At 52.7% G+C, this 16,833-nt stretch carries 17 protein-coding genes; 4 read left to right on the plus strand and 13 right to left on the minus strand.

Going from position 1 to position 16,833, the window contains the following annotated elements; all coding sequences use genetic code 11:
• Window positions 1–31: 31 nt before the first annotated feature.
• Both IR195_RS19790 and IR195_RS19795 read left to right on the plus strand, forming a co-directional pair.
• Window positions 32–1,093 carry an AraC family transcriptional regulator gene (locus IR195_RS19790; protein WP_125753051.1) on the plus strand — a complete coding sequence of 354 codons (1,062 nt, stop codon included), beginning with the start codon at window positions 32–34 and terminating at the stop codon, window positions 1,091–1,093.
• A gap of 162 nt (window positions 1,094–1,255) precedes the next feature.
• A complete protein-coding gene (locus IR195_RS19795) occupies window positions 1,256–2,239 on the plus strand; it encodes an AraC family transcriptional regulator (protein WP_206048412.1) in 984 nt (327 codons plus the stop codon).
• A gap of 60 nt (window positions 2,240–2,299) precedes the next feature.
• On the opposite strand, the gene IR195_RS19800 is transcribed toward IR195_RS19795, so the two are convergent.
• The 4 genes from IR195_RS19800 to kynU form a co-directional block, all read right to left on the minus strand.
• Window positions 2,300–3,514, minus strand: a complete 1,215-nt coding sequence (locus IR195_RS19800; protein WP_206048413.1) for an aromatic amino acid transporter — start codon at window positions 3,512–3,514, stop codon at window positions 2,300–2,302.
• A gap of 168 nt (window positions 3,515–3,682) precedes the next feature.
• Complete coding sequence (gene kynA / locus IR195_RS19805; RefSeq protein WP_206048414.1) at window positions 3,683–4,543, minus strand: tryptophan 2,3-dioxygenase; 861 nt, start codon at window positions 4,541–4,543, stop codon at window positions 3,683–3,685.
• Window positions 4,544–4,610: 67 nt separating this feature from the next.
• A complete protein-coding gene (locus tag IR195_RS19810) occupies window positions 4,611–5,420 on the minus strand; it encodes an alpha/beta hydrolase (protein ID WP_206048415.1) in 810 nt (269 codons plus the stop codon).
• 1 nt (window position 5,421) lies between these two features.
• Window positions 5,422–6,654, minus strand: coding sequence for a kynureninase (gene kynU, locus IR195_RS19815; protein WP_206048416.1), 1,233 nt, complete (start codon window positions 6,652–6,654; stop codon window positions 5,422–5,424).
• Window positions 6,655–6,785: 131 nt separating this feature from the next.
• Between kynU and IR195_RS19820 the strand changes: the two genes are divergently transcribed.
• A complete protein-coding gene (locus IR195_RS19820) occupies window positions 6,786–7,253 on the plus strand; it encodes an Lrp/AsnC family transcriptional regulator (protein ID WP_186808794.1) in 468 nt (155 codons plus the stop codon).
• A 36-nt stretch (window positions 7,254–7,289) separates the two neighbouring features.
• Here IR195_RS19820 and IR195_RS19825 read toward each other — a convergent pair whose 3' ends face one another.
• The 9 genes from IR195_RS19825 to antA all read right to left on the minus strand — a co-directional run bounded on the left by IR195_RS19825 (window position 7,290) and on the right by antA (window position 15,568).
• The gene (locus IR195_RS19825; RefSeq protein ID WP_206048417.1) at window positions 7,290–8,549 is read right to left on the minus strand and encodes a TRAP transporter large permease; all 1,260 of its coding nucleotides are present in this window, start codon (window positions 8,547–8,549) and stop codon (window positions 7,290–7,292) included.
• Entirely contained in the window at window positions 8,546–9,112 is a 567-nt protein-coding gene (locus IR195_RS19830; RefSeq protein WP_206049836.1) for a TRAP transporter small permease, read from the minus strand. Before IR195_RS19830 ends, IR195_RS19825 begins: the two co-directional genes overlap by 4 nt.
• 10 nt (window positions 9,113–9,122) lie before the next feature.
• Window positions 9,123–10,106, minus strand: coding sequence for a TRAP transporter substrate-binding protein (locus tag IR195_RS19835; RefSeq protein ID WP_125753064.1), 984 nt, complete (start codon window positions 10,104–10,106; stop codon window positions 9,123–9,125).
• Window positions 10,107–10,148: 42 nt separating this feature from the next.
• Entirely contained in the window at window positions 10,149–11,123 is a 975-nt protein-coding gene (catA, locus tag IR195_RS19840) for a catechol 1,2-dioxygenase (protein ID WP_125753067.1), read from the minus strand.
• A gap of 65 nt (window positions 11,124–11,188) precedes the next feature.
• On the minus strand, window positions 11,189–11,479 hold the full coding sequence (gene catC / locus IR195_RS19845; protein ID WP_089040225.1) for a muconolactone Delta-isomerase: 291 nt from the start codon (window positions 11,477–11,479) through the stop codon (window positions 11,189–11,191).
• Window positions 11,480–11,507: 28 nt separating this feature from the next.
• Window positions 11,508–12,647, minus strand: a complete 1,140-nt coding sequence (locus IR195_RS19850) for a muconate/chloromuconate family cycloisomerase (protein ID WP_206048418.1) — start codon at window positions 12,645–12,647, stop codon at window positions 11,508–11,510.
• Between the two features lie 7 nt (window positions 12,648–12,654).
• Entirely contained in the window at window positions 12,655–13,671 is a 1,017-nt protein-coding gene (gene antC, locus IR195_RS19855) for an anthranilate 1,2-dioxygenase electron transfer component AntC (protein WP_125753076.1), read from the minus strand.
• A 19-nt stretch (window positions 13,672–13,690) separates the two neighbouring features.
• On the minus strand, window positions 13,691–14,176 hold the full coding sequence (antB, locus tag IR195_RS19860) for an anthranilate 1,2-dioxygenase small subunit (protein ID WP_206048419.1): 486 nt from the start codon (window positions 14,174–14,176) through the stop codon (window positions 13,691–13,693).
• A gap of 3 nt (window positions 14,177–14,179) precedes the next feature.
• Window positions 14,180–15,568 carry an anthranilate 1,2-dioxygenase large subunit gene (antA, locus tag IR195_RS19865; RefSeq protein WP_206048420.1) on the minus strand — a complete coding sequence of 463 codons (1,389 nt, stop codon included), beginning with the start codon at window positions 15,566–15,568 and terminating at the stop codon, window positions 14,180–14,182.
• A 278-nt stretch (window positions 15,569–15,846) separates the two neighbouring features.
• Between antA and IR195_RS19870 the strand changes: the two genes are divergently transcribed.
• A complete protein-coding gene (locus IR195_RS19870; RefSeq protein ID WP_206048421.1) occupies window positions 15,847–16,701 on the plus strand; it encodes a DUF72 domain-containing protein in 855 nt (284 codons plus the stop codon).
• The last annotated feature ends 132 nt before the right edge of the window (window positions 16,702–16,833 follow it).

Genomic DNA, 16,833 nt, shown 5'->3' on the forward strand with positions numbered 1-16,833 from the left:
ATGCGGGCACATAACAACAATTGAGATCCTTATGACAGCGCAACAATCACTACCCAGTTGGATGAAGCGAGCCCTGATGGAGGATCATCGGAACTTGGTATTCCGCTCGACTGCCGCAGAGGAAACACGCACAAACGTCGCCAATATCTTTAAGTCACATAGCCTGGAACCATTGAGTCGCGGTGGCAAACTATCTGCCCGCCTGCACTCAGTAGCCCTTGGCTGCGTTTCCTATAACCGCCTAGCTTATGGCGGAGCTGTGCGCATTGACCCTGAGCGACTCGAGCACTTCTACCTGATTCAGATGCCCCTACAAGGACAAGCCCGGATTGACAACGACGGCAAGCAGATCAACTCGGGACAGCTACTAGCTTCCGTGCTCAACCCTACGGCACGACTCCGGATGCACTATAGTGAAGATTGTGATCAGTTGATGTTACGTGTCGAGCGTGAAGCACTAGAGCATGCCTGTAGCTGCTTTTTAGGGCGCCCTCTACGCGCCCCTTTACGTTTTCACCCCGTCATGTACTGGCGCGATACGCCCAGTTGGTTCAACCTAATCGGCTATATTACTCGGTTGTTCAAGGAGTCACCGAAGGCATACCAAGATCCGCTGATTGCCCCCCAGCTTGAGCAATTGATCATCCATACCCTGTTGACGACTCAGCCCCACAATTACAGCGATGCACTACGCCAGGGGGATAAACGCCTCGCCCCACGCCATGTCAAGCGGGTGGAGGAGTATATTGAGGCCCATGCCCAAGAGCCGCTGACACCGGCGCAGTTAGCGTCGGTGGCTGGTGTCAGCCTGAGAACCCTCTATGCTGGCTTCCGGGATTTTCGCCATCAGAGCCCCATGGAAGCCTTACGTCAGGTGCGTTTAGAAAAAGTCCGGCAGGCGCTGCTAAATGACACTGACAAGGCAACAATCACCGAAATTGCCATGGGCTGGGGCTTTACTCATATGGGACGCTTCAGTCTCAGTTATCGTCAGGTATTTGGCGAATCACCCAGCGAAACACTACGAAGCCGATATCTCATCGGCCAGAAACAAGAAGGAAGCCTGCGGTCTTGTCTTTATTCAGGCGACTAAAAGCAATACTTTTAGACGAATGGCCATTACTTCACCAAAGTGGCAAAATAACAATACAAGTTCGTAATACGCACTTAAAAACGACATGCGAACAAAACCTCGACCGCCTAATGGCCTTAAGGCCCTAAAATAATGATTACTGCGGCGAGGCTAGGAGGAAACATGACCGTACCTATGACCCGACAACAGATCGCCGCCGAGTTTCGTCATCCCGACTCGGCCTGCCGCTGGATGAGCCAAGTCAATGGCCCCCATCGTCTGGAAGTACCTCAACCGCGTCAGCTCAGCTTTCGCCATCAAGGAACCTGCCTAGGCAGTGTTTCGATCGGTACCATCGAATACGCCACTCGGGTAACCGTCGACATTGCCGATCTGACCCACAGCTACAGTATTAGTTTGCCCCTTCAGGGCACCCAGAGCATGGAGTATCAAGATAAAGCATTCGACTCTGATGCTGCGGTGGGCGCGATCATCTCGCCTAGCCAAACATTGCGCCTGAGCATGAACGAGCAATGCCAGAAGCGCCTTGTACGCCTCTCCCGCCAAGCCCTTGAACACAAACTATCGCAGCTATTGCACCGCCATTTATCACAGCCAGTCATCTTTGACCCACGCATGCTTCTGAGCGGAACGGTGAAAGAGTGGTGGCAGATGGTAGCTAACCTGCAGGAAATGCTGCATGCCGAAGGTTCGCTCTGCGATATTCCTGAGGTTTGGGGCAACTTCGAGAACTCGCTGATTACCAGCCTGCTGTATACCCAGCCTCACAACTACACAAGCGAGCTACTAGGTCGCCAACAGGGGCGCCCTGCCTACCTGGGTGACTTAGAAGCGTTACTCCATGAGTCCTTGGATCGCTCCCTCGGCCTAGTCGAATTAGAGCAAGCGGCTGGCGTCTCCCGAGAACGGCTCTATCGAGACTTCCATACCCACTACGGGGTCTCTCCCATCGCTTACTTCCGCCAGCTGCGTTTCGACTATGTGCGCCAGCGCCTGGAACGAGCCACCCCCAACGAAAGCGTATCGAGCATCGCCATGGATTGCGGTTTCCAGCAGTTGGGACGCTTCTCCCAGGAGTACAAGGTGCGTTTCAGCGAACTACCCTCGGAAACCCTAAAACGCTCGGCCACTATACTGTTGCAATAAAAGCCCCTGCCTTACCAGTGCCAAGTACTATTTACCGGCGTAAGCAATAGCCGGTTATTTTCATAGGCCAGGGTGAGGCAATAAATCTAGAACTCCCATAAAATGTAGTACTGCTACAGCAACACCATAAAAGACGACCAAGAGAATCATTTTATTCTCACCTGGTGCCACAAACCCCACCCCACCTTTGCTAAGAGTGCGTGATTTTTTTGCCAACAATGCGGGGACGATGCATGTCCAAACAGTAGCAGCAGCGCCAGCATAACCAATCGCGATTAAAAAACCAAAGGGGAAAAACAACGACAATATAAGAGGGGGAAGAAAAGTTAATCCCCATGTTTTCACACGTCCTTTACGATCATTTTCAAAGCCACATAGATCAGCGATAAAATCAAACACGCCCAGGCCAACGCCGACAAATGATGAAAAAATGGCAGCTGCAGAGAAAATACTAATAATATTAGAAACCCGTTCTGACTCTATTGCATCACCTAAATTCGCTAATAGAGAATCAATGTTTCCGCCCTGAGCAATTACTGGACCAAAATCATAGCGAGGTAAATTACCATATACACTAAAAATCCACACCATATATAACAACAACGCGATCAGAGTCCCTCCCAGTATCGCCTTCTTCGCCAACTCTTCGCTTTTATAGTACGACCTTAACGAAGCCACGGAGTGATGATACCCAAAAGATGTCAGCGCAACAGGGAACATTGCAAGAATATAAGGAAAATAGTGAAGCTCTTGATAGAGGCCGCCAAAAAGATTAGATGCCCTAACATTGAAAGTTAGTCCAAAAACCCCCAAAACAAAACTCAGCACCATAAACAATATCAGCACAACAGAGATCTTATCTACTGCCTTAGTAGAATGGAGAACAACCGATGAAAATATAATAACGAAGATTACTGCAGATAACTCACGACTAATATTAACAACGCCTGAAATCATCAAACCTGCGGATGTAATGTAAGCATACAGTAGAACCCCACCAACAAAATAAACCATTGAATTATTAAAATAACTAACTTTTCTCCCTAACAAGTCTTTCGTAACGGTACTGAATGATGCTCTATAATCGTAGTGTTTTAACGCCTCCAACAGCATCCAGCCAGATAGCGTCATAACAAGCATCGTAACAAGCAGTGCAAATGCAGACCATATCATCCAAGCGCCCGCTCCCGCAGTAGGTAAACCGAGCATTCCCGCACCAACGCAAACGCTGGCAACAATACAGGCACCGCCGAAAACAGATGTTTTTTTTATCATAGTGGTCATCCTTAAAAAGGTAACGATCGCCAGGATCGTAATTTTTATTATCAATATTCAGCTAATAGGAGTGAAAAAACCACACCAAGAAGTTAGGCATAAAGACGGTACACCTGACCGCCTTTACAAAGAAATGAAAGATTTTCTAGAGTTAATTAGACTCTTTTTCTACATAGAGGTACGAACAGACCAAAGCTCAGGAAAAAACTTCAAATCAAGCGCTTTTTTAAGGTAACTTACGCCTGCAGTCCCTCCGGTCCCCGTTTTAAACCCAATAATCCTCTCCACCGTTTTCATATGGCTAAAGCGCCATTTATGGAAATTGTATTCAGTATCAATAAGTTTCTCGGCTAGCTCATAAAGATCCCAATACTGGTTAGTATCGCGATAAATATCAGCCCAAACGGCCTCTACTTCAGGTGAAGCCACATACGGCTCAGACCAATTTCGGTTAATCACTTTTTCGGGAAGATAAAAGCCGCGTCGACTCAATAATTTAAGACAAGAATCATAAAGGCTAGGTGCGTTTAAAACATTCGTCAGGTGTTGATAGTTTTTAGGATGCGAGCGATGTGCTTCAACCAGCCCAGGATGTTTATTTCCCAGCAGGAACTCCAGCTCGCGGTACTGATACGATTGAAATCCAGAACTTTGACCAAGACTATCACGGAAGGAAATATAATCGGCTGGCGTCATGGTAACCAGCACCTCCCAGGCCTGAATCATTTGCTCCTGTATTCGCGCGACCCTCGTCAGCATTTTGAGAGCTGGGCGCAACTCGTCAGCTATAATATTATTAGCAGCCGCATGGGCTTCATGAAGACACTGCTTAAGCCATAACTCAGAGACCTGATGAATAATAACGAACAGCATCTCATCATGAACTTCTGAACGGGGACGCTGACAAGACAACAATGGCTCTAGCTCCAAGTACTGTCCGTAACTAATATCTTGATCCCAGTGAACATTTTCTTCATCTTTCAAGTTTAACGCGTTCTGGCTAGCATTTTTATTATCAGGACTGTTCATAGTCACTCCATTTAAGAAAGTTATAGCTTTTATTTACCCACTATGGTGTTATTTAAACAATCTGACGCTATTTATTATTAAAAAACATAAAACTGGTATTTATATACTCGATAACATCGAAGTGATCACACTCAGGTCGAGTACAAAGCTCCGCTTCCACACCAGCAACCTGTGCCATCGCCTTAAGCGTCTGCCCTTGAGCACGAAATGCGGGTGGGTCAAACTCACCATGCACCAGTTGCAGCGGTGGTAACCCTTGCAGTGCTTGACACAGTGGGCTGAGGCGCTCTGCTCGTTCTGTATCTAATCCCAATGGCGCATCTATATAGGTCCCCACCAAAGGGCGCAGGTCATAGATCCCACTGGCCAGCAAGAGCGATTCGATACCACTCAGACGTTCTGGCCCTAAACAACTCATCAGTGCCAACTGAGCTCCAGCACTGTGCCCACCTAAGTGAATACGCCCATTCAACCCAAGTGAATTTGACTCACGATGTAAAGCCTTAACCCCCTGCCGACAAGATGCCACCATCGTTTCAATTGAGGCATTTGGTGCTAAAGGGTAATCCATGGAGGCAAAAGCCCAGCCCTGCTTGAGCCAATGGAAAGCCATAAAGTCGATCGCGAAAGCGCTTAATTCCTGCCAGTAGCCACCATGGAGAAAGACCATTAGCGGCCAAGGTCCCTCACCTTCTGGAACAAACAGATTTAGCCCTTCTTGCGGCCCTGTTCCATAAACCAGACGTTTAGGCGGGTGACTCTCCCTGAGCCGCTCACCTAACGCGGCTTGGCGATCCAGCGTTGCCTCAAAATCCCGGGCCCAGCGACTCGGCGAAAAAGCATGTTCACGAGCTGCTAAACCTTCACCGGGCAACATCTCAGGTCACCTCCGAGCGAATCTGGAAACGTGCTTCCAGGTACTCTCGATTTTGCACCACCTCACGGAAGTGCTGAGCCGCCTGCCAGACATCTGCATAGCTAAGATAAAGTGGTGTGAATCCGAAGCGCATTAGTCCTGGCTCCCGATAATCGCCTATCACTCCACGTGCAATCAGTGCCTGAACAATGGCATAGCCATGCTCGCGATGGATAAAAGCGACCTGGCTTCCCCGCTCTCTCTGAGGCAGAGTAATATCCTCAATGCCTTCCGCTTCAAGTAAATCGGCCAGACAATTGCGGAACAGCTCACTCAACGCCAAGCTCTTTTCCCTTAGAGCGGTCATATCCACTTCCTGCCAGAGCCTTAGGGAGGCTTCTAGAGGGGCATAGATCAACGCCGAGTGAGTTCCTGTACGAAAACGGGTAATGCCCGCAGCGGGGGTATAGCCGCCACCAAAAGCAAAAGGAGTCGCGTGACCATGCCAGCCTGATAGCGGCTGCCAGCCACCGTCTTGATGATCTTTGTGCACATAGAGAAATGCCGGAGCTCCAGGGCCTCCGTTGAGATATTTATAGGTGCAGCCGACTGCATAGCGAACACCACAGCCATGCAGATCCACGGGAAGAGCTCCTGCGGAGTGAGCTAAGTCCCACACTACCTCAGCACCGTGCGCATGTACCAAGGCAGTCGTCTCCGACATATCGCGCAGCCGCCCGGTCCGGTAATTAACCTGACTTAGCACTACGGCGGCCACGTCGTCGTCAAGATAATCTGCTAGCGCCGCACCTTCCGGAAGCACTCGATGCTCAAAGCCTGCGAAGCGACACAGCCCCTGGGCGATATATCCATCAGTGGGGAAGTTCCCTCCCTCGCTCAGGATAACGGGGCGCGAGCGCCCCTGCGCTTCGGTGATATAGCCAAGTAGTTTGAAAATATTGAGCGTGATGTTATCGGTGACGATCACCTCATTAGCGCCAGCACCAATCAATGGCGCTAACAGGTCACCCAAACGCTCCGGCGCATCAAACCAACCTTGATTCCAGCCTTTGATCAGTTGATCGCGCCACTGGTCGCGAGTAGCGGCAAGCGCTTCTCGAGCAGCCAGAGGCTGGGCCCCCAGTGAATTGCCGTCCAGGTAAAGCACGCCGTCAGGTAAAGCGAAGTGGGCCTTAAACGGCGCTAGGGGGTCGTGACTGTCCAGCTCACTAACACTTTTAAGGGTTGGGGTCATGGCAGCTTCCAGTTAACCGAATAATGAACTACTCATGATTCTAGAAGGGATAGAGAGGAAATAACTTGCGTTCTATGTCACAAAAAAGGCATTTTATGCAAATTCTTTGCATAAAATGGTCGTATTTAAGAATGGAACATCTTGACCGCTTTGATCGCTGGATCCTTCAAGCATTACAACGGGATGCTCGCTTAACCCTGGCCTCCCTAGCCGAGGCGGTAAATTTATCGCCAAGCCAGTGCTCTCGGCGCATTACCCGCCTGGAAGAGCATGGCATTATCCAAGGACATGCCCTACGGCTTGACCCAGAGGCGCTCGGTCTCAAAGTCACCGCGTTTATTTTTCTCTCGGTTGATAAAGGCTGTATGACGTCTCCCAAAGATGCAGTGGCAACGCTGTTATCCCGAGATGAAGTGATTGACTGTTACGCGGTGACCGGTAACCACGATTTTATCCTTAAGGTGGTGGTCACAGATCTCGCAGAGCTATCCCACTTCTTATCGACTACGGTCAGCCCAATGGAGGGCATCCGTGATATTGCTAGTCAGGTAGCCATGAATAGCTTGAAGGTGGGCGGCCCCCTTAAGGTCACACCTTGAGGGGGCTCTGCTACTTAAAGGTTGTACATCCGTTTTCTAGAGGAGTGCCAACGTCAGCCAGGGCTGCCAAGCTAACAACACCAACGTAATAAGACTAGCTAGCAGGAATGGCAACAATGCCAGGAAGATACGCATAGGCGGCACCCCCGTCATGGAAGAGGCAATAAACAGTCCTGCACCCACTGGCGGCGTCAGAAGCCCTAGCACCAGCGTCAGACAGACCACCACACCAAACTGGTAGGGAGTAATATCAAACTGCTGGGTGGCAATCGGCAGCAGGATGGGGACTACCAGGATGAGCGCAGCGATACCATCGATGATCATTCCCACCAGTAGCAACACCCCCACCAGCAACAGCAGAAAAATAAAGGGGTTGGTGGTCAAAGCAGCGATCCAGGCGGCGGCCATTTGCGGCAGTTGCTCGTAGACGACCACCCAGCCAAAGACTCCAGCGGCAGCGATCAACATGATCACCAGGCCAGCATTGATAGCGGTGCGTTTGAGTATCTCGGGCAGCATGGTGACTTTCAAATCACGATAGAGATAGCGCCCTAATAGCAACGCCGCCAGCGAAGCCAGCGCCGCCGATTCGGTGGGAGTCGCCAAACCCAGCAGAATACCGCCGATGATAATCAGCGGTATCGACATGGCCGGCAGGCCCATCTTCAGAGCTTTCATTGCTTCTTGTCGACTCAGCCACTCTCCCTTAGGGTATTGCTGTACCAACCCCATGATGGCGATAGTCAGAAAGAAGGTGCCCCCTAGTAGTAGGCCCGGCAAGATACCGGCGATAAACATATCCGCAATGGGCACCTGGGCCATCACGCCGAACAGCACGAACAGCATCGAGGGCGGGATGATGGGTGACAGCAAGCCGCCAGCAGCGGTAATGGCTGCACTATAGGGCTTGTCATAGCCTTCCCTTTCCATGGCTGGCACCATCGCCCGGGACATGATGGCGATCTGTGAGGCGGCAGAACCGATAATCGCCGCCATCATCATGTTGGCAACCAGATTGATGTAGGCCAAGCCACCGCGAAAACCACCCACCAGCAGCCGCGCCAGGTCGATCAACCGGCGAGTTACCCCACCTTCGTTCATCAACTCTCCGGCCAGCATAAAGAGTGGAATGGCTAGCAGCCCATAGCTCTCGATGGCCGCGAATAACTGCTGAGGATAGGACTCAAAGAGCACGGTATTACCCGATACCAGGATATAGAACATGGCGGTAAGTGCCAGCACCAGGGCAATGGGCACCGCCCCCAGCAGTAGCAAAGCAAAGACAGCGACAGTCATCGGGCCACCTCCTCTTGAGTGGTGTGGGATGCCGAACGACCAAGATTGCACAGCGATTGGCATAAATTGATCAGACTGTGGAACAGCAAGGAAGCGGCGAACCAAGGAAGAATCAGCCACACCCAGAACTTCTTGATACCCAGCGTTGAGGTATTCTCGGCATAGATGAAATTAAAGGTCTCGCCTTGAAAAGCCTGAATATCGAAGCCGGTTTGCCACAGCAGTAATGGCTGATACCAGCGCCAACAAAGCCACAGCAGCATCAGCGCGAAGAGCGCCACCATTAGGTCGACGAACAAACCTACTAGGCGCTGACAAGAGGTCGGCAAGAGATCAGTGAACAGCGTCACGGCAATCCCTTGGCGCCGTTTGAAAACCGCACTGGAGATCAGCAGAGTCATCCAGATCATGGCGTAGATAGCCAGCTCGCTGATCCAGTAGATCGGGTAGCCGGCGGCACGAAAGGCCACATTGACAAGGATCAGCAGGGTCACTGCCGCCGCTAGGACAGCGGCAGTGATCTCCTCTCCTTTGGCAAGTCGGTCAGAAAGTCGTGACAACATCACGTCGCCCTCATTCACGTAGACGGTCGGCTTCCTGGCGAAGCATCTCCAGTCTCGGAGCCTTCTCACCCCAGATTGCTTCCCACTCGGCAATGGCGTCGCCGAAGAACTCAGCATCGGCCTCGACAATGTTCAGGCCAAGCTCACGGATCTCGGCTTCTTGGGCAGCATCCTTAGCCTGAAATCCGGATAGGACATTCTCCAGGTGCTCAGCCATGGCGGTCTCGATCAACTCACGATCCTCCACTGAGAGTTCGCGCCAAACCCGACCGGAGACCACACCCACCATAGGGAACATCATGTGGTTGGAGATCAGTAAGTTAGGCGCCTGCTCATAAAACTTGAGGATCAAGATAGAATCAAAGTCCATGTCGATGGCATCCACCTGGCCATTAGCCAGAGCGTCATAGACTTCGAGCAATGGCAACGGGGCTGGAGCCGCGCCAGTAGCAGTATAGAAGTCACGGATTGGCTCAAAGGGGGTGATACGCAAGCGCTTCCCGCTCATATCGGCCTGGTTCTCGATAGGTGCCCGAGAGAGCACCTGCCGCATGCCCACCATGCCATAGCCAACGCCGACCATGCCCACGCCCTGAGGCATCAGGTCGAGCAGTTCACCGGCAGTGTCGGAACGCAGCAAGCGAGCGGCATGATCTACATCATCAACCAGATAGGGCGCATAAAGGGCACCGAAGTCAGGAATCCGATTGGAAATTTCAGCGATAGTCAGAAAGGCCATGTCCAGCGCGCCAGTCTGCAATTGCTGAACCATCTGCGCTTCGTTACCGAGCTGCTGGGCCGGGAAGACACTGACGCTATGCTCGCCATCAGAACGCTCATGCAGGGTGTCGGCAAAGGCCACAGCTTCGGTGGACCAGAGGTGCTGAGGAGGTGTAATCACTCCCAGGCGGAAATCGCGAGCCTGGGCAGAAACCGTACCAAAGAGTAGAGAAGCCGCCATGGCAGTGCTCAGAAAGGCTTTCGTAGGAGTCATAATGGGTCTCTTATATAGTTTTTATGTGGTTTTAAAACAGACTCAAACTTTCGCGGTTGCGGCCAGTTGACTGGCGAGATCCTGTTCGTCTTCTTTAGCCCGCGGCCGGGCATGACGCACCTGTAGCTCGGGCGCCTCAACGCTGGACAGCGCCACATTGAACACCACATGAGAAAACGGACCGTCTAGTTCACGCTTGGCAATCTCAGCGGGGTCTTCAATACGTTCAGCAGTGACGACCAGCTCTTCACGGGTGGCAAAGGCAAAGTCGTCATAGGTATAGGGATCACCCGCCAGGTTAATCTGAGTGGTCAGGTGCTGGTGGCCCGGGGCGGAGACGAAGTAATGAATATGCGCTGGACGCTGCCCGTGACGTCCCAGGGATTTCAGCACTACATCCGTGGGCGCACCTTCGGGTACGCCATAGCCGGAGGGGATAATACTACGCGCGGTGTAGCGGCCTTCGCTGTCGGTATAAATCGTACGGCGCAGGTTGTACTCAGATTGTGAAGGATCAAAGAAGGAGTAACCTCCATGGGAATTGGCGTGCCAAATCTCGACCTTCGCGCCAGCAATCGGCGTGCCGTTCACGTCACGCACCTGACCGGTCAGCCACATGGTCTCACCGTCGTTATCCTGACTATCGTCCATGCGGGCAAAGCCTTCGGCTTCCGGGGCGCCAGCGACATACAACGGGCCTTCAATAGTGCGCGGAGTGCCGCCGGTGCGTTTGGCTTCGGCGTCGATAGCGTCTTGGCGCATATCAAGGTAGTGATCAAAACCAAGTCCAGGGGACAGCAAACCAAACTGAGTTTGGCTACCCAGCGAATTGAGCAGATTGACCGCCGCCCAGTACTCTTCCTCGGTCACATCGAAGTCATCGATTAGCTTGAATAGATCAGATACCAAGCGATGCACTATTTGTTTGGCGCGATCATTGCCGCCGGTCTGGCCAAAGCCAGCAACGGTTTTGATGAAGTCTTGCACGTCGGGAGTGTCAAAAATCTTCACGGTCATGGTGAAACCCTCTGTTTGTTATAAGCTGTTGTTATTAATAAGAACTAACATTGCACATGGGTATATTAGCTATCGTCGTCACGCACTGAAGAGGGGTGACGACACAGCGGTTTGACGCTGATCTCCATATAGGGAAACAGCGGTAAGTTGCTAACCAATGCTTGCAGCTCGGCGTTATCTTCAACGTCAAAGATGCTGACGTTCGAGTAGCTGCCTGCCACCCGCCATAAGTGGCGCCATTTGCCCTGGCGCTGCAGGTCTTGGGAGTAGCTCTTTTCAGCAGCCTTGATGTCTGCCGCTTGCTCGGCGGGCATATCCGTCGGCAATTTAACGGTCATTTCTACCTGATACAGCATGGCGCTCTCCTCCTCGGCTCTTACGCGACTAGTCTTTACGTGAGCAGTCTTTACGTGAGTAGTACGTAACCTTGTCTTCATCTAGCGTGATACCCAGCCCTGGCCCTGTCGGTAAGTCGACGCCAAAGTCATGGTAGTTAAGCGGCTTAACGACAATGTCGTCTTTGAGCAGCAGTGGGCCGAACATCTCCGTACCCCAGGCCATTTCTGGTAGCGTTGCCCAGGCGTGGAGTGACGCGGCAGTGCCGATGGTGCCCTCCAGCAAGGTGCCACCGTATAAGCCAACCCCCGCAGCTTGGGCAACATGGGCCAGTTCCAGCACGCCGTACATGCCACCGGCTTTGGCAATCTTCAGCGCAAAAGCTCCGTTGAAACCGCCACAGACAAGGTCAAGCCCGTCGCGAGCGTCTTGTACTGCCTCGTCAGCGAGCATTGGCACATTGAAACGGTTAGCCAGTCGGATCAGTCCGGCGTGCTCACGGGCAGGAATGGGCTGCTCGATCAGCTCAATACCAGCCTCCTGCAGTGCCTGAATACCGCGAACCGCGGTGGACTCATCCCATGCTTGGTTAACGTCAACACGTACGCTGGCGCGATCCCCCAAGGCCTCTTTGATGGCCGCCACATGACGTACATCGTGACCCACCGGATGTGCGCCGATCTTCAACTTAAAGTCACAATGTCGACGCTGCTCTAAGCGCAACTGCGCTTCGTCGATATCCTTGGCGGTATCGCCACTGGCCAGCGTCCAGAGCACCGGCAAATGTGTTTGGCGGGCACCGCCGAGCAGTTCGGCCACGCTTAGCCCCAAACGTTTTCCCTGAGCATCCAGTAACGCGGTTTCCAGCGCCGATTTGGCGATCATATTGCCGCGGATGTGGCGGTTAAGACGGGCGCGTAGCTGATGAATATTGCCTGATGGTTGACCGATCAGCAGTGGTGCCAGGTAGGTATCAATATTGCGTTTGATGCTCTCTGGGCTTTCTGGGCCGTAGGCAAGGCCACCAATGGTGGTGCCTTCGCCTAGCCCTTCAACCCCATCCGAGTGGCGCATGCGCACAATGACCATGGTTTGGCAGGCCATGGTGGTCATTGAGAGCTTGTGTGGACGGATGGTCGGTAAATCGACCAGCACTGTTTGAATGTCTTCAATAGAGACGCCGCGCATAGAAACCTCAACTAGAGATAAATTTCTCAAAAAACACTCGGTATTCGCCCACCGGATTTTCCTCAAACCAAGTTTTGCTAGCCTCAATCATCGGCGGCGGCCCACACAGGTAGGCATCGAAGGGCTGGGCGAGGAAGTCGAGATCGAAAAGGTCACAGACCACGCCCTTGTTGCCTTGCCACGCTTCGGAAGGCGTCATTACAACGGTGCCAAAGGCGAAGTCGGGCAGCGTCTCGGTGAAAGCTTCTAGACGCTCGAGCTCACTGAGATCCTGCTCCTGGGTCACTCCATAGACGAGACGGATCGGCTGTTGGCACTCGCCCTTTTCGGCCAGTTCCTCAAGCATACCGAGGAAGGCAGAAAGGCCTGTGCCGCCGGCCACCATCAGTAACGGGCGCTGTACCTCACGGAGATAGAAGGCTCCCAAGGGCGCCTCCAGGGAAATGGCATCGCCCACCTGGGCGCTGTCGCGCAGGTAATCGCTCATCACACCGCTCGGCAACAGGCGAATCAAAAAACGCAGCTTTCCCTCCTGTACCGCCGCGGTGGCAAAGGAGTAAGCCCGCCACTGATCGCTACCCGGCACCTCAATGCGAGCATACTGACCAGGCAGGTACGGTAGTGCCTGAGTGGGGTCGTCGAGGGTGATCTCGAGGATGGCAGCGCCATCGGAGACCTGCTCCACGGCGCTGACAGTGCCGTTATGCACCTCGGTAGCCACACTGCAGACGTTGGAATCGATATCAAAGTAGAAGGAAGCCTGACTGGAGCGCAGGCGAGTCTGGCAAGCCAATACATGCCCTGCGGCGACCTCCTCCTCGGTCAAGGCTTCCTCATCGATATACTCGACGTCGACATCACCGGACTCGCGCAGGCAACGGCAGGTACCACAAACCCCTTCTCGACAATCCACCGGCAGATTGACCCCGTGACGCTGAGCGGCATCCATCAACAGCTCATTCTTATCGACCTTGACGAAGCGGGTGGTGCCGTCCCGAAAGACAATGGCGGCTGTGTTATGCATGACTCGCCCTCCAGCAACATCAGACGTGGTAGAAATCCAAGACGGAATCGATCTTGTCGTTAAGCAGTACCGTGTGCTTACGGGTAATCTTCCAGTCGTCGCCATCACCACGCAGCGTGTAGCTGGCCGTGCCGAAGAAGTAGCCGCTCTCACCGAAGCGGTGGAAGTGAGTGACCCAGTTCACCTTAGCCTGCACCTGACCATCATCACATGGCGCCAAGCGCACGTTATTAATCAGATGCAGCGTGCGGGGCATCGGCGTCGAAGCAGCGGACTTACCAGTACGCAGGCGGAAGATGCGATCCTCAATGCCTGTACGGTCCGCGTAGTACATCAGCGACATCTCACGCTTCGGATCCTGGGTGATCTCATGATCGCCCTTCCACTGAGGGATATGAAACTCACACTCTGGGGCGAACTGGTCTAAATAAGCATCCCAATCCTGACTGTCACAGAGTTCGGCGACCTGATAGAGAAACTGTTCGATGGATTGCTGCTGGCTCATGACTTATACCTCCTGGAGCTTGAGTGCTTTCTTCTCGAGACCCGCAAGCAGCATTTGCTGCCAGCTGCCGTGCTGGTTGACGTAGAGCCCCTCATGGGTGAACTCGGTTCCGGTGATCACCGGGTTAATCCCAAGCACCTGGCTATTGTGGGTCTCGCCGTACTCCCAGCACTGGTAGCCCCGGGAAATGTCATTCCACTCAGTGGCTCGCGCTTCGAAGCCACGCTGTTGCTCACGGAATTCCACCAGATCATCGGGGGTCCCCATGCCGGAGACGTTGAAAAAGTCCTCAAACTGGCGGATACGATTCTCGCGATCAGCATCGGACTCGCCTTTCACGCCCAAGCAGAGGCTAATCACTTCCGTCTTGTTCCAAGCCACCGGGCGCACGATGCGCAGTTGGGAACTTATCTGATCCATGAAGAACAAGCTGGGGTAGATATTCAGGTTACGCAGGCGATGCATAGTCCACTCAGCACGCTCCTTTGGAAGCTGCTCTAGTAGACGCGGCATCACCGCAGCGTAGCCAGGGCGCACCTGGGGGTTAGGCATGTCACTGAACAACAGGCTGTGGCCGTTATTGAAGGAGAACCAACCATCGTCGGTATCTTTATCACCGGCACCTAGCTTGCTGTAATCGAGGGTGTCACCACTGCTACCCTTCTGCTGAGCTTCTAGCTCACGGCGGTGCTGCACGGTGGAAACGTAGTTATAGTGCACAGTGCTTACGTGATAGCCATCCAGGCCGTTTTCGTTCTGCAGCTTCCAATTGGCGTTGAAGGTGTAACGCGACTCACCAGGCAGCACTTCCAGCTCACCATCCTTCGCCTGCTCGACCATCATGTCGAAGAACAGCGTAGTGTCACCGAGGAACTCCTTGAGACTGACGGTGGATTCTGTGTCCAGACTAATAAAGACGAAGCCACGGTAGCTTTCGATGCGCGCCTGGCTCAGGCCACGGCTGGCCTTGTCGAAGTCTTCGGGATATTCGCTCGGCGCCTTGACCTTGACAAGACGGCCATCGGACTTGTAGCACCAGGCGTGGAACGGGCAGGTGAAGGTGGACTGGTTACCCTTGCCAACCCGGGTCAGGGTGGCCCCACGGTGCTGGCAGGTGTTGGCCAGCGCGCGCAGCTCTCCCTTGCCATCACGAGTGATGATCATCGGCTGACGGCCAGCCTGCATGGTAATAAAGTCGTTCTTATTGGGAATTTGGCTTTCGTGGCAGGCGAAGATCCACTGCTTTTCGAAGATGAGTTCCATTTCGAGATCGAACAGCGCCCGATCGGTGAACATGTCACGAGAAACCCTAAAAACGCCTTCATCGGGACGGAAGTCGATACAACTCTCGACGAAAGCCTGCCAGTCGGAGGGAGAGCGATATGCAGTCATGGGTCGTTACCTTTTTATTACTTATGAGGTACGTCTAACCCTAGCGGCTTCCCACTGCCTTCACTATGCAGTTCTTGGAGGAACACTATGCACTTTTTTGCTCATTCTCCGAGAGCAGTACTGATTAATGCCAATGCTCATCCAAGCAGTTTTTGTCTATTTAATCTTCGCAACAATGTCCTAGAAACGACGCCCTAGAAACAGTGCCCTAGAAAAGCGCCTAAACGCTTCTATGAAACAGTTACACTAGCATAAAGATAACCACGAAAGGCCTTAACATGACGCTACCGCTTTACCTTGGTCTGCCCATGTGGGCCAATCAGGATTGGCTTGGCACTCTTTATCCAAGGCATGCCAAAACGGATCTGTTAAGCGATTATGCGGCGGTCTTTTCAAGCGTTGAGGGCAACACAACGTTTTATAGCGGCGCACCCAAGGCAGAAACGGTGGCCGCGTGGGCGAGGCAAATACCGCCTCATTTTCGTTTCTGTTTTAAACTTCCTGCTACAGTCACCCATGACCAGCGGTTAACCCATCCAGAAAATGCCTGGGCGTTTCTCGAAGCACTCACGCCACTGCATGATCGCCTTGGCCCTACCATGGTTCAGCTACCACGTGATTTTGGCCCTTCGGAGCTCCCCCAGCTAGAAGCACTTCTTGCTCAATGGCCGGCCGGCTTACCGTGTGCAGTGGAGGTACGCCACCGCGCTTTTTTCCTTAAAGGAGACGCTGAAAAAACCCTAAACCGCTTGTTAATAACTTATTCAGCTAACCGCGTAATGCTTGATGTTCGTCCGTTGTTTTCAACACCCGCCAATGACCATCCTGGCTTAGCGCATGCCCAGCAAGAAAAGCCGAAACTCCCGCTACACGTGCTTTCCACAGCAAATTATCCAGTCATTCGCTTTATTGGCCATATTGACAAAACAATTAACAGGGACTACTTCACGCCGTGGATAGACAGACTCACCCTGTGGATAAGTCAGGGGAAAACCCCTTTCTTATTTGTGCATACTGCTGACAATCGAGCATCACCAGAACTGGCACGCTGTTTGTACCATGAAGTTCAACAACGCATCACTTTGCCAGCGCTTGCGCCATTCGCCGACGAGAAGCAGAGCCAACTGTTTTAACCAATCTTTTTAGGCTAACTGACTGGCAACCCCTAGCACGATCGGATAAATTGCGCGTACTTTCGGAAAATAACGCAGAAACTTCCCTATTTTCCGAAAATCGGCACATTAGGCTAATAACGCCTTATTACA

It is taken from the genome of Vreelandella venusta, from assembly GCF_015689495.1.
GTDB lineage: Bacteria > Pseudomonadota > Gammaproteobacteria > Pseudomonadales > Halomonadaceae > Vreelandella > Vreelandella venusta.